21 protein-coding genes and 2 pseudogenes are annotated in these 20,263 nt (G+C 72.1%); 12 read left to right on the forward strand and 11 right to left on the reverse strand.

Going from position 1 to position 20,263, the window contains the following annotated elements; all coding sequences use genetic code 11:
* Positions 1-38: 38 nt before the first annotated feature.
* Positions 39-1,151, reverse strand: coding sequence for a substrate-binding domain-containing protein (locus tag ACIBNA_RS25275; protein ID WP_399167397.1), 1,113 nt, complete (start codon positions 1,149-1,151; stop codon positions 39-41).
* 78 nt (positions 1,152-1,229) lie between these two features.
* On the opposite strand from ACIBNA_RS25275, the gene ACIBNA_RS25280 reads away from it, so the two are divergent.
* The 3 genes and pseudogenes from ACIBNA_RS25280 to ACIBNA_RS25290 all read left to right on the forward strand — a co-directional run bounded on the left by ACIBNA_RS25280 (position 1,230) and on the right by ACIBNA_RS25290 (position 3,552).
* Positions 1,230-1,667 (forward strand): MarR family winged helix-turn-helix transcriptional regulator, encoded by a 438-nt coding sequence (locus ACIBNA_RS25280; RefSeq protein WP_399167398.1) that lies wholly within the window; start codon positions 1,230-1,232, stop codon positions 1,665-1,667.
* Between the two features lie 195 nt (positions 1,668-1,862).
* Positions 1,863-2,616 (forward strand): annotated as a pseudogene (locus ACIBNA_RS25285) (chitinase).
* Between the two features lie 27 nt (positions 2,617-2,643).
* Positions 2,644-3,552 (forward strand): oxidoreductase, encoded by a 909-nt coding sequence (locus ACIBNA_RS25290; RefSeq protein WP_399167399.1) that lies wholly within the window; start codon positions 2,644-2,646, stop codon positions 3,550-3,552.
* A gap of 4 nt (positions 3,553-3,556) precedes the next feature.
* Here the strand turns inward: ACIBNA_RS25290 and ACIBNA_RS25295 are convergent, their stop codons facing one another.
* Positions 3,557-4,015 carry a pyridoxamine 5'-phosphate oxidase family protein gene (locus ACIBNA_RS25295; RefSeq protein ID WP_399167400.1) on the reverse strand — a complete coding sequence of 153 codons (459 nt, stop codon included), beginning with the start codon at positions 4,013-4,015 and terminating at the stop codon, positions 3,557-3,559.
* A gap of 61 nt (positions 4,016-4,076) precedes the next feature.
* Positions 4,077-4,472, reverse strand: a complete 396-nt coding sequence (locus tag ACIBNA_RS25300) for a tautomerase family protein (protein ID WP_399167401.1) — start codon at positions 4,470-4,472, stop codon at positions 4,077-4,079.
* A gap of 137 nt (positions 4,473-4,609) precedes the next feature.
* Here ACIBNA_RS25300 and ACIBNA_RS25305 point away from each other — a divergent pair, with 137 nt between their 5' ends.
* Together ACIBNA_RS25305 and ACIBNA_RS25310 are read left to right on the forward strand one after the other, a co-directional pair.
* Positions 4,610-5,005 (forward strand): VOC family protein, encoded by a 396-nt coding sequence (locus tag ACIBNA_RS25305; protein WP_399167437.1) that lies wholly within the window; start codon positions 4,610-4,612, stop codon positions 5,003-5,005.
* A 43-nt stretch (positions 5,006-5,048) separates the two neighbouring features.
* Complete coding sequence (locus tag ACIBNA_RS25310) at positions 5,049-6,146, forward strand: adenosine deaminase (protein ID WP_399167402.1); 1,098 nt, start codon at positions 5,049-5,051, stop codon at positions 6,144-6,146.
* Here the strand turns inward: ACIBNA_RS25310 and ACIBNA_RS25315 are convergent.
* The gene (locus tag ACIBNA_RS25315; protein WP_399167403.1) at positions 6,110-6,625 is read right to left on the reverse strand and encodes a DUF664 domain-containing protein; all 516 of its coding nucleotides are present in this window, start codon (positions 6,623-6,625) and stop codon (positions 6,110-6,112) included. The two genes, ACIBNA_RS25310 and ACIBNA_RS25315, sit on opposite strands and share 37 nt — an antisense overlap.
* Before the next feature lie 41 nt (positions 6,626-6,666).
* On the reverse strand, positions 6,667-7,665 hold the full coding sequence (locus ACIBNA_RS25320; RefSeq protein ID WP_399167404.1) for a LysR family transcriptional regulator: 999 nt from the start codon (positions 7,663-7,665) through the stop codon (positions 6,667-6,669).
* Between the two features lie 110 nt (positions 7,666-7,775).
* Between ACIBNA_RS25320 and mgrA the strand changes: the two genes are divergently transcribed.
* Positions 7,776-8,768, forward strand: a complete 993-nt coding sequence (mgrA, locus tag ACIBNA_RS25325) for an L-glyceraldehyde 3-phosphate reductase (protein WP_399167405.1) — start codon at positions 7,776-7,778, stop codon at positions 8,766-8,768.
* Positions 8,769-8,813: 45 nt separating this feature from the next.
* Here the strand turns inward: mgrA and ACIBNA_RS25330 are convergent, their stop codons facing one another.
* Entirely contained in the window at positions 8,814-9,101 is a 288-nt protein-coding gene (locus tag ACIBNA_RS25330; protein ID WP_399167406.1) for a DUF1905 domain-containing protein, read from the reverse strand.
* 69 nt (positions 9,102-9,170) lie between these two features.
* Positions 9,171-9,418, reverse strand: a pseudogene (locus tag ACIBNA_RS25335) (nuclear transport factor 2 family protein); the annotation flags it as partial.
* A 305-nt stretch (positions 9,419-9,723) separates the two neighbouring features.
* Here ACIBNA_RS25335 and ACIBNA_RS25340 point away from each other — a divergent pair.
* From ACIBNA_RS25340 to ACIBNA_RS25355, 4 genes are read left to right on the forward strand one after another with little or no spacing between them, the layout of a single operon-like run.
* Positions 9,724-10,134 (forward strand): hypothetical protein, encoded by a 411-nt coding sequence (locus ACIBNA_RS25340; protein ID WP_059415575.1) that lies wholly within the window; start codon positions 9,724-9,726, stop codon positions 10,132-10,134.
* Positions 10,135-10,180: 46 nt separating this feature from the next.
* A complete protein-coding gene (locus ACIBNA_RS25345) occupies positions 10,181-12,511 on the forward strand; it encodes an FHA domain-containing protein (protein WP_399167407.1) in 2,331 nt (776 codons plus the stop codon).
* A 9-nt stretch (positions 12,512-12,520) separates the two neighbouring features.
* Positions 12,521-13,942 (forward strand): hypothetical protein, encoded by a 1,422-nt coding sequence (locus tag ACIBNA_RS25350; protein WP_399167408.1) that lies wholly within the window; start codon positions 12,521-12,523, stop codon positions 13,940-13,942.
* The gene (locus tag ACIBNA_RS25355; RefSeq protein WP_399167409.1) at positions 13,939-14,925 is read left to right on the forward strand and encodes a serine/threonine-protein kinase; all 987 of its coding nucleotides are present in this window, start codon (positions 13,939-13,941) and stop codon (positions 14,923-14,925) included. The genes ACIBNA_RS25350 and ACIBNA_RS25355 overlap by 4 nt, the downstream gene beginning before the upstream one ends.
* Positions 14,926-14,960: 35 nt before the next feature.
* Here ACIBNA_RS25355 and ACIBNA_RS25360 read toward each other — a convergent pair whose 3' ends face one another.
* Positions 14,961-16,259 (reverse strand): streptophobe family protein, encoded by a 1,299-nt coding sequence (locus ACIBNA_RS25360; protein WP_399167410.1) that lies wholly within the window; start codon positions 16,257-16,259, stop codon positions 14,961-14,963.
* A gap of 180 nt (positions 16,260-16,439) precedes the next feature.
* Between ACIBNA_RS25360 and ACIBNA_RS25365 the strand changes: the two genes are divergently transcribed.
* Complete coding sequence (locus ACIBNA_RS25365) at positions 16,440-17,573, forward strand: DUF6777 domain-containing protein (RefSeq protein WP_399167411.1); 1,134 nt, start codon at positions 16,440-16,442, stop codon at positions 17,571-17,573.
* Positions 17,574-17,584: 11 nt separating this feature from the next.
* Here ACIBNA_RS25365 and ACIBNA_RS25370 read toward each other — a convergent pair whose 3' ends face one another.
* The gene (locus ACIBNA_RS25370; protein ID WP_399167412.1) at positions 17,585-18,001 is read right to left on the reverse strand and encodes a PRC-barrel domain-containing protein; all 417 of its coding nucleotides are present in this window, start codon (positions 17,999-18,001) and stop codon (positions 17,585-17,587) included.
* Positions 17,998-18,582 (reverse strand): PRC-barrel domain-containing protein, encoded by a 585-nt coding sequence (locus ACIBNA_RS25375; protein ID WP_399167413.1) that lies wholly within the window; start codon positions 18,580-18,582, stop codon positions 17,998-18,000. Before ACIBNA_RS25375 ends, ACIBNA_RS25370 begins: the two co-directional genes overlap by 4 nt.
* 222 nt (positions 18,583-18,804) lie before the next feature.
* On the opposite strand from ACIBNA_RS25375, the gene ACIBNA_RS25380 reads away from it, so the two are divergent.
* Entirely contained in the window at positions 18,805-19,269 is a 465-nt protein-coding gene (locus ACIBNA_RS25380) for an ATP-binding protein (protein ID WP_399167414.1), read from the forward strand.
* Positions 19,270-19,371: 102 nt separating this feature from the next.
* Here the strand turns inward: ACIBNA_RS25380 and ACIBNA_RS25385 are convergent, their stop codons facing one another.
* The gene (locus ACIBNA_RS25385; protein WP_399167438.1) at positions 19,372-20,250 is read right to left on the reverse strand and encodes an RNA polymerase sigma factor SigF; all 879 of its coding nucleotides are present in this window, start codon (positions 20,248-20,250) and stop codon (positions 19,372-19,374) included.
* Positions 20,251-20,263: the final 13 nt, after the last annotated feature.

Consider the following 20,263-nt stretch of genomic DNA (forward strand, 5'->3'; position numbering starts at 1 on the left):
GGGTGTCGACCCCGGGGTGTGTCGTTCGGCCGGCACCGTCAAGGGTGCGTGCCGCGCAGGTCCAGTTCCGTCAGCACGTCGAAGTCGAGCCCATCGGCGCGGGCCAGGTAGATGCGCTGGCGGACATGGCTGTCGCGCAGGTGCAGCAGTCCGCGCGGACCCTCGTACGACACCGCGCCCGCCGCCGCGCCGATCGCCGACACCTCCAGCGTCCCGGCCCGCTTCAGCAGCGCGGCCAGCAACAGCACGCCCTCGTAGCAGGACTCGCCGAGGCTGCCGAGGGCGGGTGCCTCGACGCCGTAGCGGGCCGCGTACTGCCCGTGGAAGTCGAGGGTGTCCCGGTTGGCCAGCGAGGCGAAGAACCCCGCCGTGCTGTAGAGGTCCTCGGTGGCCGCCGGGCCGCTCGCCATCAGCATGTTCTCGTCCATCAGCGTGCTCAGCCGCAGACATTGGGCGGGCAGGCCGTGCGCCGCGAACGCCCGGTTGAAGCGCACCGCGTCGCTGCCGACGAGCAGCATCAGCACCCCGTCGGCGTCCGAGCGCTCGATGCGGCGCAGCACCGGCTCGAAGTCGTGGGTGTCGAGCGGGAGATAGACCTCGCCGGCGACGGACCCGCCGGACCGGTGCGCGTACCCGCGGGCCGCCCGCGCCGTACGCCGCGGCCACACGTAGTCGTTGCCGACGACGAACCACCGACGCACCCCGCGCTCGTGCGCCAGCAGGTCCATCGCGGGCCGCAGTTGGTCGCGCGGCGTCTCGCTCGTCAGGAACACGCCCGCCGTCTCCTCACCGCCCTCGTACAGCGCGGTGTACACGTACGGGACGCGATGCGCGATCCGCGGCGCCAGCGCCTGGCGCACCGAGGAGATGTGCCAGCCCGTGACGCCTTGTACGACGCCCAGGTCCACCAGTGCCTCGACGTGGCCGGCGACCTCGCCGGGCGGGCCCGAGCCGTCGACCGGCACCAGCCGCAGCTCCCTGCCGAGCACGCCGCCGTCCCGGTTGACCTCCTCGGCTGCCAGCCGGGCGCACAGCTCGCAGGTGGGCCCGAAGATCCCGGCCGGCCCCTGCAGGGGGAAGACGAGCGCCACGCCGAGCACGGAGTCGTCGGCCGTGAACCACTCGGGCGCGGGGAGGTCGTGCCGGAACATGGCGTCATGATTCCGCCTCAGCCGGACGAACTCCAGTGCGTCTCCTAGGATGGACGCACCTCGTGAACTAGGAGCAGGATGCCCACCCCACCCCCGCGCCGGCCGGACGACCTGGTGCAACTGCTGACGCGGGCCGAGCGGCTGGCGGCGCGGCGGTTGCAGGCCGTGCTGGAGGACGAGGGCTGCTCGCTCGACGCGTGGCGGGTGCTGGCGCTGCTGTCCGACGGCGAGGGGCACCACATGACGGCGATCGCGGAGGCCGCCTTTCTGCCGCCTGGGACGCTGACCAAGCTGGTCGACCAGCTCGTCGACCAGAACCTCGTGCACCGCCGGGTCGACCCGTTCGACCGCCGCCGCGTCCTCGCCCACCTCACCCCCCGCGGCCAGGAGTACTGGCAGCGGCTCGACCGCGCGGTGCGCGCCGGCTGGCCCCCGCTCGGCGACGGTGACGACGAACTGCTGCGGTGCCTGCTGGAGCGGCTGGCCGCGACGCTGGCGGGGCCGGCGCGCGTGTGAGCCCGGGGTGACCCCGGGGCGTGGATGACTGGTCTACACCCTTGACTGGTACAGACCAACGCGGTTGAGTGTGCCTCGACCCCCCCACCACGGCCGCGCCCACGCCGTGACCGGTCCTCCCGGTGCGTGCGGCGAAGGCTCTGCTCCGCCCTGCCCTCGACGGGTGCGGCCGTGTCCCGCAAAGGAGTTGATCCCGTGTCGAGACGCCGCGGCTTTGCCGTCCTGGCCGCCCTCGCCCTCGCGGGCACCGCGCCGGTGCTCCTGCCGGCCGCCAGCGCCTCCGCCGCCGCGTGCTCCAGCTACCCCAACTGGGGTGGCCGGGAAGCAACGCGCGCTTCGTCGTGACCGAGGCGCAGTTCAACCAGATGTTCCCGAACCGGAATCCCTTCTACACCTACAGCGGTCTCACCGCCGCCCTGAGTGCCTACCCCGGCTTCGCGGGCACCGGCAGCGACACGGTGAAGAAGCAGGAGGCCGCCGCCTTCCTCGCCAACGTCAGCCACGGACCGGCGGCCTGGTGCACGTGGTGGAGCAGAACACCGCCAACTACCCGCACTACTGCGACTGGAGCCGGCCCTACGGCTGTCCGGCCGGCCAGGCCGCCTACGACGGGCGCGGCCCGATCCAGCTGAGCTGGAACTTCAACTACAAGGCCGCGGGCGACGCGCTCGGCATCGACCTGCTGAACAACCCCTGGCTGGTGCAGAACGACGCGGCCGTCGCCTGGAAGACGGCCCTGTGGTACTGGAACACCCAGACCGGCCCCGGCACCATGACCCCGCACCACGCCATGGTGAACGGCGCCGGCTTCGGCCAGACCATCCGCAGCATCAACGGCTCCCTGGAGTGCGACGGCAAGAACCCGGCGCAGGTGCACAGCCGTGTGAACAACCACCAGCGGTTCACGCAGATCCTCGGGACGTCACCCGGCGGCAATCTCTACTGCTGACGGCGAGGAGTGTGTGAGACTCCGCCGATGAGCTCACAGACGATCACCGCGGACGCCGCGGGCACCTGGAAACTCGGCGACCTGCCCGTCCACCGCCTCGGCTTCGGCGCGATGCGGCTGACGGGCAGCGCCGCCTTCCATCTCGGCACTCCGAGTGACCGCGACCGGTCGATCGCCGTCCTGCGCAAGGCGGTCGACCTCGGCGTGAACCACATCGACACGGCCGCCTTCTACTTCTCGTCCCTGCGCTCCGCCAACGAACTCATCAACAGCGCGCTGGCGCCGTACCCCGACGACCTGGTCATCGTCACCAAGGTGGGCCCGTACCGGACCTGGTCGGGGGAGTGGGCCACCTCGGCCCGCCCCGAGGACCTGCGCGCCCACGTCGAGGAGAACCTGCGCCAGCTCGGCCGCGATCACCTGGACGTGGTCAACCTGCGCCGGATGCCGAAGTACGACTCGATCGCCGAGCACTTCGGCGCCCTCGCCGAACTGCGCGAGGCGGGCCTGATACGCCACCTGGGGATCTCCAACGTCGAGCCCCGCCACCTCGCCGAGGCGCGGGCCATCGCCCCTGTGGTCTGCGTGCAGAACCGGTACGCCCTCGACCGCCCCGACCCGGCCACCGACGAACTGCTGCGGATCTGCGGCGAACAGGGCATCGCGTTCGTGCCGTTCTACGCCGTCGCCGGCGAGAGCGGGGAGGGCGGCGCCACCACCACCCATGACGAAGAGGTGCGCGACGTGGCGCGCGCCCACGGCGCGAGCCCCGCGCAGATCCGCATCGCCTGGACCCTGCACCAGGGACCGCATGTGCTCGCGATCCCCGGCACCGGCAACCCCGACCACCTCGTGGAGAACGTGGCGGCGGGCGCGATCCGCCTCACGGACGAGGAACTGGACCGGCTGAACGCGCCGCGCCGAAAGGCCGGTTGACCGGTCAGACCACCCAGACCCCGTCCCGCATGAGATGCCGGCGCGGCAGCTCGTGCTGCTCGCACCACGCCTGCACCGCGCGCGGCCGCACCCGGAAGAACGCGTAGGACGCGTGGTCCTCGCGCGGATCCCAGCCGGTCTTCGCACGGAACGCCCCGGCCGCCTTCGGCGGCACCTCGTCAGTGGTGAACGTCTCCACGTCACCGTCGACGAGCACGACGTCCCGGGTGTCCCCGAAGGCCAGCCGGGCCCGTCGGTCATCCCGCAGATTGCGGCCCGTGGGATTGGTCAGCCGTGTGCATAGCCACACGGCCTGGTCATGCCACACGAACCAGAGCGGAACCAGGCACGGCACGCCCTCGGTGTCCGCCGTCGCGACCCAGATGTCGATCTCCCGCTCCAGGCGATGCAGGAGGTCCGCCTTGCGCTGCTCGGGGGTGCGGGGTGGCTCGGTGATCTTCATGCCGGGGACGCTAGCGGGTGGCCGGGCCGACCGCCTCGGGCTGGAGGCGTAGGCCGGGGAACTAGGACCTCGGGGCGTCGAGGTACTGCGCCCGCCCCTCTCCGAGCGACCAGTCGGCCGGTCCGTTCTCCGTCAGGACGACGAACATGTTCCGCGGGTCCGTCCCCGCGTAGGCGTGCGCGAGTTCGGCGATCCTCCGGTACAGCGCCTGCTTGTGCGCGGGCGTGCGACCGGAGCGAAGCGTGATCGCGACGTAGGCGATGCCAACGTCGCGGTGCACGCCGAGGTAGTCGTCGTACCGGAGGGTGCTGCTCGCGCCGTCGTGGTCGACCAGGACCTGGAACCGGTCGTCGGGCGGAATGCCGATCGTTTCGACGAGGGCGTCGTGAACGGCGCGGCCGAGTGCGGCGAGTCGCTCGGGGCCGGCCCGGAGCGTGTCTATGCGGACGAAGGGCATGGGGGTCTCCCGGGAGCCGTAGAGGTGTCGATCACCAGCGTACATACTAGTAGGTACAGAAATTGCCCAAGGGTGTTTGCATCTCGTGGGTGTTACGTATAACGTCTCCCGTCAATCCCATGCTCCGAAAGGCCCTGATGCGACGTATCGCCCTGGTCACCCTCGTCGTCGACGACTACGACGAGGCGATCCGCTTCTACACCGAGGCTCTCGGGTTCCGGCTCGCCGAGGACGCTCCCCGGCCCGACGGGTCGCGCTGGGTCGTCGTCGAACCCGGGAGTGCGGGAACGGGCAGCGGGCTGCTGCTCGCCCGTGCCAAGGGGGAGGCGCAGGCCGGCCGGGTCGGGGACCAGACGGGCGGGCGGGTCGGGTTCTTTCTGCACACCGACGACTTCGCCCGGGACCACGCCCGCATGACCGCCGCGGGCGTCACGTTCCTGGAGGAGCCGCGGCACGAGCCGTACGGAACCGTCGCCGTCTTCCAGGACCTGTACGGCAACCGCTGGGACCTGCTCCAGCCCGCCACCGACTAGAGATCCGACTCCCACCGAGTACGCACTGCCGAGGAACACGCACATGACCGCGCCCCGCATCGACACCGACACCCTCCGCCGGCTGCCCAAGGCCGTGCTGCACGACCACCTCGACGGCGGCCTGCGCCCCGCCACCGTGGTGGAGCTCGCGGACGAGGTCGACCACACCCTGCCCACCACCGACCCCACCGAACTCGCCGCCTGGTACTACGAGGCCGCCAACTCCGGCGACCTGGTGCGCTACATAGCCACCTTCGAGCACACCCTCGCCGTCATGCAGACCCGCGAGGGCCTGCTGCGCACCGCCGAGGAGTACGTGCTCGACCTCGCCGCGGACGGTGTCGTCTACGGCGAGGTGCGCTACGCCCCGGAGCTGATGATCAAGGGCGGGCTGGCCCTGCCCGAGGTCGTCGAGACCGTGCAGGAGGGGCTCGCGGCCGGTATGGCCAAGGCGGCGGCCGCGGGGACGCCCGTGCGGGTCGGGACGCTGCTGTGCGGGATGCGGATGTTCGACCGCAGCCCGGAGATCGCCGACCTGGTCGTGGCGTTCCGGGACGCCGGGGTCGTCGGCTTCGACATCGCCGGCGCCGAGGACGGCTTCCCGCCCGCCGACCACCTCGCGGCCTTCGAGCACCTGCGCCGCGAGAACGTGCCGTTCACCATTCACGCCGGGGAGGCCCACGGCCTGCCCAGCATCCACCAGGCCCTTCAGGTGTGCGGCGCCCAGCGCATCGGGCACGGCGTGCGCATCACCGACGACATCCCCGACCTCGCCGTCGGCAAGCTCGGCCGTCTCGCGGGCTGGGTGCGCGACCGGCGTGTCGCGCTGGAGATGTGCCCGACCTCCAACCTCCAGACCGGCGCCGCGACCTCCATCGCCGAGCACCCGATCACCGCGCTGAAGGACCTCGGCTTCCGCGTCACCCTGAACACCGACAACCGGCTCGTGTCCGGCACCACGATGACCCGCGAGATGTCCCTGCTGGTCGAGCAGGCGGGCTGGACCGTCGAGGACCTGCGCACGGTCACGGTGAACGCCCTGAAGAGCGCCTTCCTCCCGTTCGACGAGCGGAACGCGCTCATCCGGGACGTGGTCCTGCCCGGCTACGAGGCCGCGCTCTGCAACAGCCCCCGGAGGTAGGCGGCCTGTCCGACGTGCTGGAGATCGTCGGACAGGACGCTGACCAGCCGTACGCCCAGGGTGACCGGCGGGTCCCAGCGCTCGTCGACGACGCGTTCCAGATCCTTGGCCGCCAGACCGCGCAGGGCGTCGAGGGTCTGCGTGTGCACCGCGTCGTAGTAGCCGGTCAGCAGGTCGCCGGAGTCGACCCGGACCTTTGCGACCTTGGCGGGGCTGTGGCCGTAGCCCGTGTCGTGGCGGGACAGCCCCAGGCCGAAGCGTTTCTCCCAGTCCTGGGACAGCCACACCTGGTCGAGGTCGAAGGCGTCGGCGACGTGGTCGTCCTGGACGCGGGTGAGGTGCCAGACCAGCCAGGCGATGGAGTTCGTGTCGGGAGAGGGGCGGGCGCTCAGTTCGTCGGGCCCGAGGCCGTCGACGGTGGCGTGGACTTCTTCGCGGATGCGGTTGTAGCCGTCGATGAGGATGTCCTTCGCATGCATGGCTCCACCATCGCGCATCACCGCGCCTCGTGCGCCCCGGTTCACGCGCCGGTGGTCTCCGCTTGCGCGCCCGTGGTCCCGAGCGCCCCGCCCGTGGTACCCAGCGCCGCGTCCGCGGTCCCTGGTGCCGCGCCTGTGCTCCCCGGTGACGCGCCTGTGGTCCCCGTGGCCTCCAGCAGCGCCATCAGCGCCCGGGCCGCCGGGCTGGTGGCCTGCCGGGGCGGCAGCAGGGCCACCGTCTCGTAGACCGCCTCGCCGGTGCCCTTCACCGGCAGCGCGGTCAGGGAGGCGCGCTTGTGCGCGAAGTGCCGCGGCACCACGGCGACGCCGAGGTTCTCGTCGACCAGGTCGAGCAGGGTGTGCACGTCGTTCACCTCCAGGGCCACGGTCCGCCGTACGCCCGCGGCGGCGAACACCGTGTCGGTGGTGCGGCGCGGACCCCAGTCCGGGTGGAAGTCGACGAACACCTCCCCGCCCAGCTCCTCCGGCGTGACGGCCGCACCGGCGGCGGCCAGCCGGTGGCTGGAGTGGCACAGCAGCGTCATCGGCTCGCTGGTCAGCGGCACCGACCGCAGCTGGTCGCTGTCCGCCTGCGTCCGTACGGCGAACGCCAGGTCGAGCCGCCCGGCCGCGACCTCCTCCGCGAGCGCGCCCGACCCGGCCTGCCGCAGACAGATCTCCACGTCCGGATGCTGGTGCCGGAAGGTGGCGAGCAACCCCGCGACGTGCACCCCGGCGATGCACTGCTCACTGCCGAGCGCGAGCATGCCGCGCAGTACGCCCTGCACCGCCGCCACCGCCTCGTGGGCTGCCCGCACCTGCGCCAGGATCCGCTCCGCCTCACCGAGCAGCGCCCGCCCGGCCGGGGTGAGGGTCACCCGGCGGGTCGTGCGCACGAACAGCGGCGTCTGGAGCTCCCGCTCCAGCGCCCGGATCGAGGCCGACAGGCCCGACTGGGACACCAGGAGCCGTTCGGCCGCCCGGGTGAAGTGCTGGTCCTCGGCGACCGCGACGAAGTGCTGCAAGTGGCGCAGTTCCATGACTGAGAAGCCTAGCCGCTGAATTCCATCGGATTCTTCTGTTGGACGCATGGGCGCAGGTCACGACAGAGTGGACAACGGTTTCCTCAGCCAACCCCTCTGGAGTCGCGTTGTACACCGCACACCCCGACCGCTACGCGGACATGCCCTACCGGCGCACCGGACGCAGCGGCCTGAAGCTCCCCGCGCTCTCGCTCGGCCTGTGGCACAACTTCGGCCCGGACCGGCCGGTCGAGACGCAGCGCGCCATCCTGCGCCGCGCCTTCGACCTCGGCGTCACCCACTTCGACCTCGCCAACAACTACGGCCCGCCGCCCGGCGCCGCCGAGTCCGCGCTGGGCGAGTTCCTGAAGTCGGACTTCGCGGCCTACCGCGACGAGCTGGTCATCTCCACCAAGGCCGGCTATCTGATGTGGCCGGGCCCGTACGGCGAGTGGGGCTCGCGCAAGTACGTGCTGTCCTCGCTGGACCAGAGCCTGAAGCGGATGGGCCTGGACTACGTCGACATCTTCTACTCGCACCGCCCCGACCCGCAGACTCCGCTGGAGGAGACGATGGGCGCCCTGCACTCGGCGGTGCAGCAGGGCAAGGCGCTGTACGTCGGCATCTCCAACTACTCCGCGGAGCAGACCCGCGAGGCCGCCCGCATCCTGGGCGAGCTGGGCACCCCGCTCCTCATCCACCAGCCGCGCTACTCGATGCTGGACCGCCGCCCCGAGGACGAGGGCCTGCTGGCCGCCCTCGACGAGCTCCAGGTCGGCTCCATCGTCTTCTCCCCGCTGGAGCAGGGTCTGCTCTCGGCCCGCTACCTCGACGGCATCCCGGAGGGCTCCCGGGCCGCGAGCGACAGCCCGTTCCTGAAGTCCGACGCGGTCACCGAGGAGCTGGTGGGCCGGTTGCGCGACCTGAACGACATCGCCAAGACGCGCGGCCAGACCCTCGCCCAGATGGCGCTGGCCTGGGTGCTGCGCGGCGGCCGGGTCACCTCCGCGCTGGTCGGCGCGAGCAGCCCGCAGCAGCTGGAGGACAGCGTCGGAGCCATCGGCAACCTGGACTTCGACGCGGACGAGCTGGCCCGTATCGACGCGGTCGTCAAGCAGTAGCCGCCCCGGCCTTCCCGGGGGCGGTGGCCGCCCCCGGGAAAGGTTCTAGGAACCGATCCGCTCCTCCAGGCGCACCGTCACCGTGTCGCCCTCCTCCTTGCCGATGGCCTTGCGGACGTCGGCCTTCACGGGCAGCTTGTGCGTGCCGTCGCCCAGTGCCATGAACGAGCTGCGGAACGGGTGCCCGTCGATCGTCCCGCGGACCTTGACCAGGCCGCGGGTGCCGAAGAATTCGACGGACCGGGGCCAGACCAGATAGGTCCAGCCGCCCTGGGCGGGGCTCTTGCGCAGGACCGCGGTGAATTCCGCGTCCAGTTTTCCGGTCGTGGCCATGGTGTCCTCCGGTATTCGGTCGCCCCTCACACACCAGACCGCGGGACACCGGGAAACTCATCGCCGGTCTCACGCCCCGGCGGGCACGCGGTCCAGAAAGCCGAGCACGGTCCTGATCCGGCCCTGCTCGTCCAGCGTGATCACATCCGACCCCCGGCCACGGGCGCCGGGCCGTCGCTCTCGCTCACCAGCTCCCACGAGAAGCGCGCGATGTGGTGCCCGTCGACGGCGCCGGCGAGCCGGAACACCAGCCCCGGGAACTGCTCGCGGGCCGCCCCGATCAGCGCGGCGATCTGCTCATGGCCGCGGACGTCGGCAGGTCGTCTGTGCTGGTCAGGGCCCGGATCACCACTCGCGGTGAACCGGCACGGCCCACCCTGCCCGGGCCCGGCGGGAGCGTCGACTACCTCCGGGGTCATGCCCCCTGGCGACCGCCCGCAGCGTTTAGGCCAACTCGGGGGCGAATATGCCAGGAGACTGGCCGGAAAGACATGGTGACAGTGTTTCAGTAGTGAACATACTGACCAGCGAGAGCGCATTCACATCGGGCGACGGCGTCCTCACGCACAGCACGCGAGCCGCGGAACAGGCAAGGCCGGGCCGGGCAACGGGGGAGGGTCACGTGCACGACGAGTTTCTGTGCCATGTCACGGCATACGGAGTCTGCGACGGCCGCCGCATCGGCGTCCCCTTGGGCACCTACCGGGCGCCCACCCTCGCCCTCGCCCTGTGGTGGCTGCGCGACCGCGCCTCCTGGATCGCCCAGCGTCTCGACCCCCAGCCCGACGCCGAGCACTTACCGCCGGGCGCGCTCGTGCCGGTCGCCGAGACCGTGCCCGACGTGCCCACCCTGCTGCGCGCCTGGTGCGCCGATCCCGGGCAGCAGGAGCGGGTCGCCGAGGAGTTGGCGGCCGGACGGCTGGTGCGCATCGCCACCAGTGACGACACCACCGAGTACGAACTGCTCGCCGAGTCCGTGGACGCCCTGCGGATGCAGAGGACGGCTCCCGTCCTGGGCGTACCCGTGGCCTGAGCGGCTCGCCGAGTCATACATCAGGCAAATCGGTAGAATCTCGGTCATGGCGCAGCCGTCGGTAGCACCAGAACTCGTCCTGGAGACCGAGACGGGCTCCACAGTGATGATTCCGGGCCGCGACTACCACGTCGGGCGCGACCCGTTGAGCGACATCGTCATCGACGACGACCGGGTCTCATGGCACCACGCGGTGCTGCGGCCCGACGACGGGCACTGGACCATCGAGGACGAGAACAGCACCAACGGCACCTACGCCGACGGTCGCCGCATCCACGAGTGGGACGTCGGCCCCGGCAGCGTCATCCGCTTCGGCAATCCCGCCGACGGCCCCCGCGTGGTCCTCCTGGGCCGCCGCGCACCGACCCCGGAACGCCCCTCCGCCGTCTCCATGCCGGCCATGACGGGCACCTACCGGCAGCCCACGACCGTCCGGCCGCTGCCCGCCCGCACCATCCGCATCGGCCGCGCCACCGACAACGACCTGGTCATCGACGACCTGGTGGTCTCCCGCCGGCACGCCGAACTGCGTGCCCTGCCCGACGGGACGTACGAGATCACCGACCTCGGCAGCCACAACGGCACGTACCTCAACGGCAGCCGCGTCACCAGCGCCCCGGTCGGCCAGGGCGACATCGTCGGCATCGGCCACTCGGCGTTCTGCCTCGTCGGCGACGAACTCCAGGAGTACGTCGACACCGGTGAAATCTCCCTCGACGTGCAGGACCTCGCGGTGACCGTCGACCGGGGCCGCAAGACGCTGCTCGACCACGTGTCGTTCCCGGTGGGGGAGAAGTGCCTGCTCGCCGTCGTCGGCCCGAGCGGCGCCGGCAAGTCCACGCTCCTCAACGCCCTCACCGGCCAGCGGCCCGCCGACCACGGCACCGTCCTCTACGACGGCCGCGACCTCTACCGCGACTACGCCGAACTGCGCCAGCGCATCGGCCTCGTCCCGCAGGACGACATCCTGCACGCCCAGCTGACCGTCCGCAAAGCCCTCTCCTACGCCGCCGAGCTGCGCTTCCCGCAGGACACCGCCAGAGCCGAGCGGCGCGCCCGGGTCGACGAGGTGATCCGTGAACTGGGCCTGGAACAGCGCGCCGACCAGCACGTGCACAGCCTCTCCGGCGGCCAGCGCAAGCGCGTCAGCGTGGCCCTGGAGCTGCTGACGAAGCCGTCGCTGCTGTTCCTCGACGAGCCGACCTCCGGACTCGACCCCGGCATGGACCGCTCGGTGATGCACATGCTGCGCGGCCTCGCCGACGACGGCCGGACCGTCATCGTCGTCACCCACAGCGTGCTCAGCCTGGACGTGTGCGACCGGCTCCTCGTGCTCGCGCCCGGCGGGAAGATCGCCTACTACGGGCCGCCCGAGGACGCCCTGGCGTACTTCGGTTTCGAGCAGTGGCCGGAGGCCTTCGAGGCCTTCGACCGGGACGCGGACCGGGACTGGGCCGGGGACTACAGCGCCTCACCCTTCCACGGCCGGTACGTCGCCGACGCCACCGCCCAGCCCCAGCAGCCCCGGTCCGGGCCGGTCGTCATCACCGCTCCGCCCCGGCCGCGCAGCCGGGCCGCCCAGCTCGGCACGCTGGTCCGCCGGTACGCGGCAGCGCTCAGCGCCGACCGCACCTTCCTGATCATCATGATCGCCCTGCCGTTCGTGATGGGCGTGATGGCGCGGGCCCTGGCGGGCGGCAAGCTGACGCTCGACACGGCGATGAACGCCCTGCTCATCCTGTGCGTCGGCGCGGTGCTCACCGGAGCCGCCAACGCCGTGCGCGAACTCGTCAAGGAACGGGTGATCTACCAGCGGGAGCGGGCGGTGGGCCTGTCCAGATCGGCATACCTGATGTCCAAGGTCGTCGTCCTGGGTGTCATCACCGTGCTCCAGGCGGTGGTGCTGACCCTGGTCGCCCTGCTCGGCGTGGACCTCAACGCGCCCGGTGGCGAAGGCGTGCTGATGTCGCCGCTGGTGGAGATCGCGGTCGCCGTCGCCCTGCTGGCCTTCACGGCCATGATGCTCGGCCTGTTCATCTCCGCGCTGGTGCGCAAGGAGGAGGTGACGATGCCGCTGCTCGTGCTCATCGCCATCGTCCAGGTCGTCTTCTGCGGTGCCCTGCTGAAGCTGGACGGCGTTCCCGGGCTCGAGCAACTGGGCTGGCTGGTGCCCGCGCGCTGGGCGCTGGCCGCGATGGCCGGCACCGTCGGGCTGTCCCGGATCGTGCCCGACGAGCTGACCAAGGACCCGCTCTTCGAGCACTCGGCGGGCACCTGGCTGCTCGACGTCGGGATGCTGCTCGTACTGTCGGCGCTCTTCGGCTTCCTGGTGTCCCGGCTGCTGCGCCGCCACGAACCGGCCGTCATGCGGAAGTAGGGAGCCCCTATGACGACTCCCGGATTCCGGCCCACGCACGTCGTCCCGCAGCACGGGATGCCCGCCTGGGAGGCCCCCGACCCGGCCCGGCCCACCGTGGACCTCGACCCCCTGCTGCCGGTGCAACTCGTCGAGCGGCAGGGCGACTGGGGGCATGTGCTGTGCTTCAACGGCTGGTCGGCCTGGGTCGACGGGCGCCGCCTGGTCGCCGTACCGCAGGACCCGCCCGCCGCGGACGGGCCGCTCACCCGCAGCGCCGACCCGCGCCCGCTGCTGGCCCGTGCGCAGGAAGCCCTGGCTCGCTACCGGTCCGCGGTCGAGGACCTCGCGGGCGGCCTGGACCGGGAGTCCTTCCACGCCCGCACCCACGGGCTGCGGATCGGCGTCGTCGTCGACGGCGAGTCCGTGTGGCTCTACGACGCCGCCCACGGGCACTGGGTGTACGCCGACGGCACCCGGGCGAACACGTACGCGACGGACGAGACCCCCCGGGCACACCCGGAGCCCCGCCCGGCCGAGCCCCCGGCCCCGGCGCGCACCCCCACCCGGGTCGTGCCCGCGGAGGCCGTCGAGGAGACACCTCGGGCCGAGCAGGTGCCCTGGACCGAGCAGCCGGCCCCTCCGGCCGAGGCACCGCCCACACGGGCCGTACCGCCTGAGCCCTCGGGGGCTGTGTCTCCCGAGCCACCGGAGCCGACGCGGGTGGTGTCGCCTGAGGCGGCGGAGCCGAGGTGGGTGGTGTCGCCGGGGGGTGCCGAGCCGAGGCGGGTCGTGTCTTCCGAGGCGCCCGAGCGAACGCGGGTGGCGTCTCCTGAAACGCCGGAGACGCGGGTGGTGTCGCCGGAGGGTGCCGAGCCGAGGCGGACGGTGCCTCCTGAGGCGCCCGCCCCCACGCGGGTGGTGTCGCCTGAGGCTTCCGAGCCGACGCGGTCGGTACCGTCTGAGGCTTCCGAGCCGACGCGGTCGGTACCGTCTGAGGCTTCCGAGCCGACGCGGACCGTGCCTCCGGAGGCCCCCGCCCCCACGCGGGTGGTGTCGCCTGAGGCTTCCGAGCCGACGCGGTCGGTACCGTCTGAGGCTTCCGAGCCCTCGCGGACCGTGCCTCCGGAGGCCCCCGCCCCCACGCGGGTGGTGTCGCCAGAGGCTTCCGAGCCGACGCGGTCGGTACCGTCTGAGGCGCCCGAGCCCCCTCGGACCGTGCCTCCCGAGGCTGCCGAGCCCACGCGGGTGGTGCCTCCCGCGGCTCCCCGCGCTGCCGAGCCGACGCGGGGCGTGTCTCCCGAGGCGCCTCCCGCCCGGGTCGGGTCCCCCGAGGGGGACGGCGAGCCGGCTTCTGACGAGGAGGCGGTCGGGCCGGTCGAGGCGCCGCCGACGCGGGTCGTGGGGGCCGAGCCCACACGGATCGTGTCGCCCGAGGGTGACGGCCGTTGAAGCGCGAGAGGAGTCTGTTCTCGGGGCGGCCCTCCGAGCTGGTCGGGCAGCAGATCGCCGGGTACCGGATCGAGCAGGAGATCGGGCGCGGCGGCATGGCCGTGGTCTACCGGGCCCGGGACCTGCGTCTGGAGCGCACCGTCGCGCTCAAGCTGCTCGCCCCGGAACTCGCCCGCAACGACACCTTCCGGCGCCGCTTCACCCACGAGTCCCGGGCCGCCGCGGCGATCGACCACCCGCACATCGTGCCGGTCTTCGAGGCCGGCGAGACGGACGGAGTGCTGTACATCGCGATGCGGTTCGTCGCCGGCAGCGACCTGCGTCATCTCCTGGACCGGGAGGGCCCGTTGCCGCCCGCCATCGCCGTGCGCGTCGCCGCCCAGGTCGCCTCCGCGCTCGACGCGGCACACGACCACGGGCTGGTGCACCGGGACGTCAAGCCCGGCAACATCCTGGTCTCCCGCGGCACCGACAGCGACCACCCCGAGCACGTCTACCTCACCGACTTCGGCCTGACGAAGAAGTCGCTGTCGCTGACCGGCTTCACCACGGTCGGCCAGTTCGTCGGCACACTCGACTACGTCGCCCCCGAGCAGATCTCGGGCCGCCCGGTCGACGCCCGCTGCGACGTGTACGGCTTCGGCTGCGTCGTCTACGAGATCCTCGCCGGCCACCCGCCCTTCCTCCGGGACGACGACATGGCCCTGCTGTGGGCGCACCAGTACGACGACCCGCCGCCGCTGACCGAGGCCCGCCCCGACCTCCCAGCCGAGGTGGACCCGGTGTTCGCCAAGGCCCTCGCCAAGCGCCCCGACGACCGGTACCCGTCCTGCCTCGACTTCGTCGCAGCCCTGCGCGCCGCGACCACCGGTGGCGCGGCCGCCGCAGGGCCCGCCCCCGCCCGGGCAGGCCGGCAGCCGGGGGAGGAGCGGCCGAAGCCGCCCCCGCGCTGGGCCGAACCGGTCTTCGTGGAGCGGACGTAAGAAGGGAGCGATCGCAGGGCAGTGGGTGTGCCGGGTCAGCCTGCCTTCTCGGCGCGCACCTCACCCCGCCGCCGTACGTGCCGCGCCAGCAGCGCCCCGGCGAACCCGGTCACCAGCCCCCAAGGGACGGCCAGACCCACGGCTCCCCACAGTCGGGGTCTGAGGAACAGCTCACCCGCGAGGCCGCCGCCCAGGTCGCCGATGCCGAGCACGGACAGGCCGTAGTGCGCGGAGATGCGCCCGACCAGGCAGATCATGAACACCGTGAGCACGAGCGCGAGGGCCATGTGCACGGCGTGCTGCCAGGCCCGTACCCGGGCCGGCGAGCGGGCCGCCATCACGAACGCGGCGGCGATCAGCAACAGCACGTCGACGACCAGCAGCCACCACACCCTGCCGTCGTGCTCGGAGAGCGTCCGCAGGTTCAGCTCGGAGATGTCCGGGGTGCGCAGCACCTCGTCGAGCACATGCGGCATGGGCAGCCCGAACGGCCCCTCCACCCGGCCGTTCCAGGTGGCGCCGAGGCCGATCGTCAGCGCCAGCCACACCAGGTTGGGCATGCCGAGCAGGATCACGGCGAACGTCTCCGCCGCGTGCCCCCTGGTCGCCGCGACGATCAGGGCGACGACCACGCCGATGACCACGTAGGCGAGCAGCAGCGCGACCATCGCGTACGCGGCAGGCCGCACCGATGTCTGGAAGCGCAGCAGCCCGGCCGGCAACGGGGCGCCGCGCGACACCAGCAGGGCCAGCACCAGCACACCGGCGAGCCACACCACGCCGACGAACACGGACAGCGGAACGTCGGTGGTGAAGCCGATTTTCGGCGAGACGCCGAACAGATCGCCGAGTTCGCCCAGCGCGTCGTTCCCGAGGGAGATGTCGAACGTGTGGCGGGCGGCGAGCGTTAGGCCGATCAGCGCGAGCAGCCACAGGGTCGCGATCCTGGCGGCCCAGCCGGCCAGCTCCGCGGCACCGGCGACCGCGCGGTGCCGCAGGGGCCGCAGGAAACCCCAGGCGATCACCAGCGCCCCGGTCAGCGTGACGGACAGCGGGATGGCGGTCAGGCCCGCCTGCGTGTCGGCGAGGTCTCCGGCGCTCCCGGAGAGCTTCACGGCGCCCCCGACGGCGGTGACCACGGTCGCCGCGACGACCGGTGCGAACGAGCCGTCCGGGAGATCCGCCGCCCCGGCCGCCCACAGACCCAGAGCGGACACCACCGCCATGGCGAGCAGCCCGCCGAGCACCGTGACGAGGGCATGCGCCCAGCCGTGCCGGGCGACGGCCCGCTCGCCGGAGGTACGTGCCTGGCCGGAGGAGGTGCGCGAACTCACGCTGCCACGCTAAGCAGCACCCGCGCCTCATGCCCGTCGGGAGGTCCGTCCGCGTCGGCTTGCGAGCCGTACGGGACCGGAGCACACAATGAATTCGTAGTGGAAAAAGCGGAATACATCAGGATCAATCACCATCTGGTGTGACAAGGCCGCAGAGAACCCACGCGGGAAGAAGAGCTCGTGAGCGTCGAACCGCCGTCGTCCGGCCGCCCCACAGGACCTCCCTCGGGCCCGCTGTCGGGTCCCTCCCAGCCGCCGTCGGGGGGCGGGCCGCCCTCCGAGCCGCCGAGTGGGGGAGGGCAGGCGCCGGAGCCCCGCCGACCGTGGTGGGGGTCGGTACCCCGCGTCGCGCTGATCGCCACCGCCGTCGTGGCCGCCGTGATCCTGGCCGTGGTGTTCACCCGGCCCGACGGCGGCGGCACCGGCGCGTCCGACGGCGGTACCAGCACGTCCGAGGGCGAGGTCTTCCTGCAGCCGGCGGCCGACACCGGCCCGGACCCGTTCACCGAGTCCACGGCGAAGGAGAGCTCGGCCTCACCGGTGTCGCCCTCGCCCACCGAGTTGGCCACGCAGAACGCCGTCCAGGGCGTACAGGGCGGCGCGCCCGGCCTGTACGGCGGCACCCGCAAGGTGGCCAGCTGTGACGTGGAGAAGCAGATCACGTACTTCAAGGGTGCTCCGGAGAAGCAGCGGGCGTTCGCCTCCGTCGCCCGAGTCGATCCGCCCGACGTTCCCGCCTACCTGCGCTCGCTCACGCCCGTGGTGCTGCGCATGGACACCCGTGTCACCAACCACGGTTACCAGGACGGCAGGGCCACCAGCTACCAGGCCGTTCTCCAGTCCGGCACGGCCGTCCTCGTCGACGACCGCGGCGTGCCCCGGGTGCGCTGCGCGTGCGGCAACCCGCTGTCCGCGCCGGTCGCCCAGCAGACCGCGCCCAAGATGACCGGCGACGCGTGGCCGGGATACAAGCCGTCGAACGTCGTGGCGGTCACGCCCGCTCCGAAGCCGGTCGACGCCTTCGTCGTGTGCGAGCCCGACGGCGAGTGGTTCGAGCGCCAAAAGGGCGACACCGGCACGAAGGACCGCAAGACCGAGAAGCCCGACAAGCCCTCCCCGTCGGTGAGCGTCACCACGCCGACGTCACCGTCCGACCCGACCTCCTCGGAGCCTCCCACGAGCGAACCGCCGACGTCGGATCCCGAGACGTCGCCGGAGCCGCCGACGAGTGAGCCGCCGACATCGGAGCCGCCGCAGCCTCCGCCCGGGAACGACACCGGGAACGGCACGACGGACCAGCCCCCGGCCTCCTGACCCGGCCCGGCTCACCAGGCACGGACCACCAGGGCGTAGTCGCCGAGGCCGAGCATGTGATCGGCCGGCAGGTCGCCGTGCGCGGTGCGGAACGCCTCGATGCGGCCGGTCTCCGGTTCGAACACGACGTCCTGGACCCTGCCGAGCTCGGTGCCCGTCTCGGTGAGGATCCTCAGGCCCGGCAGCTCGTGGTGCGGCGGCACCTCGGACGGGGCGGCGGCCGTGCGGACGAGCACGGCGTCCGGGCCGACGGCGTGCAGGGCGCCCCAGGGCAGGACGGACTCCTTGCGGGAGTACCGGCCGCGCACCCGGACATGGGTGACCACACCGGACGGGGCGTCGACCGTCAGGGACTTCACGACGCCGATCTCGTCCGCCTCGGCCAGCGTCAGCACCGGCAGCCCCCGCGCCTGCGAGAACAGCATCATGGCGGCGTCCCCTTCCGTCCCTCGCGGAAGGCGCCGACCCGGGCGGCGAAGGCCGGCAGGTCGTCGGCCACGTAGTGGATGGCGTCCGCCGGGATCACCAGCCCCCGGCCGGTGACCACGAGCGTCTCGCCGCGCGGCACGTACACCCGGTGCCGGTGGCGCCCGGAGCCCTGCACCAGCGCTTTGCCCGCGGCGATCCGGAAGCCCACGACCCGGCCGCTGGTGCCGCCCTCGACGACCACGTCGAGCACTGTCCCGACCTCGGCGCCCTCGTCGGTCAGCACCTTCGCGTGCACCACCCGGCCCTCGTGGGCCTCCCGGCGTGCCACCACGACGGACGTGTCCGCCAGGGCACCGGCGTCGACGATCATGACCGCGTCATGGCCCAGCGAGTGCACGGCCGTCCAGGGCAGGCGCTGCTTCAGCGGACCCGACAGCAGTCCCCGGCCGCTCAGCGTGAAGCCGGTGACCCGCCCGGCGGCGATGTCGAAGACGGTGTGCTTGACCTGGGCGACGGCGTCGCCGCCCAGGGTGACCACCGGCAGGGTCGTCAGGCTCCGTGCCGCCATCAGCTCGTTCATCGCTCGACCTCCCCACCGGGCCGGCGCCGTACCGCGATGACCGTCCGGCGATCCGGACCGGCCGCCCTCGGCCGGTCCCGATTGCTACCGGGTGCCCCACGGACAGGGGACAATGCCCAGGGCACCGGACGGGCCGCAGACCTGTCAGGACTGCGAAGCCCGGCTCGGGGTACGAGCACTGTGCAGAGCGTCCGGCCAGCCCGGCTTCCCAGAGAGAAAAGAATGATCGACCACCTGGACGGGGCAGTGATACCGACTGGTTTCGACGTGCCCGTGGAACCGCTGATGCGGGCGGCACACTACACGGGCGAGCAGGGATGCATCGCCGAGGCGCGATCCTTCGCCGCGCTCTTCCTCGAGCAGCTCAGGACCGAGTGGTGCGCGCGCATCGACAACCGGACGGACGGCGCGGTGCAGCTCGTCGTGAGCGAGCTGGTCACCAACGCCGACCGGCACAGCAACGGTCCGTACATCCTGGAACTGGTCGGCACGGACACCTCGGTGACGGTGTCGGTCTACGACAGCAGCTCCGCACTTCCCCGCATCTTCCCGCGCAACCCCGAGCGCGTCGGGCGGCACGGCCTGGAGATCGTCCACGCGCTCGCGGAGCAGGTCAGCATGGAGCGGGTGCCGGTGGGCAAACGGGTACGCGCCGTGCTGCCGCTCAGCGGCGAAACCGACGGCTGAGCCGTCCTGAGTCCTGAGTCCCGGACCTACGGAGCCGACACAGTGGCGGGTGCCGTCCCACTCCCGCACGTGGGGACGGCACCCGCTGGTCCGCCGGCCGCGTCAGGCGCAGCCCAGCATGCCCTCGCGCAGTCGCGTGATGATCCGCTTGATCAGGCGGGAGACGTGCATCTGCGAGCAGCCCAGCCGCTCCCCGATCTCCGCCTGTGTGGCCTCCTCCACGAACCGCATGTGGAGGATCTGCCGGTCACGCTCGCTCAGCTCCGCCATCAGCGGGGCGAGCGAGTGGAAGTCCTCGACGAGCCGCAGCCCGTCCTCCTCGACGCCGATGAAGTCGGCCAGGACCGCCTCGCCGCCCTCCGGGCCGTCGCCGGTGAGTGCGGCGTCCAGCGACGACGAGTTGTAGCCGTTGGCGGCGATCTGCCCCTCGACAACCTCCTTCTCGGAGATGTTCATCAGCGTGGCCAGCTCGGTGACCGTGGGTTCGCGGTCCAGCCGGCTGGCGAGTTCCTCGCGGGCCTTGGCCAGCTCCACCCGCAGCTCCTGGAGCCGCCGCGGCACGTGCACCGCCCACGTCGTGTCCCGGAAGAACCGCTTGATCTCACCGACGATGTACGGCAGCGCGAAGGAGGTGAACTCGACCTCGCGCGACAGCTCGAACCGGTCGATGGCCTTGATCAGGCCGATCATGCCGGTCTGGACGATGTCCTCCATGTCGTCGCCGCGGCCCCGGAACCGGCCGGCCGCGAATCGCACGAGCGACATGTTCATCTCGATCAGCGTGTTGCGCGCGTACTGGTACTCGTGCGTGCCCTCTTCGAGTTCCGTCAGGCGCTGGAAGAACTGGCGGGACAGCTCCCTGGCGTCCCGCGGAGCCACGGACCGCGGGTCCACGACTCCCGGCAGTGCTCCGTCACCCGTGCCGGCCTCCGCGTTCTCTTCGACGACCTGTGCCTGCGACCGGATCACGGCGGTCTCCATTACCTCTCCCATG

The sequence above is a fragment of the Streptomyces sp. NPDC050164 genome, from assembly GCF_044459945.1.
In the GTDB taxonomy this organism is placed as follows: domain Bacteria; phylum Actinomycetota; class Actinomycetes; order Streptomycetales; family Streptomycetaceae; genus Streptomyces; species Streptomyces coeruleorubidus_A.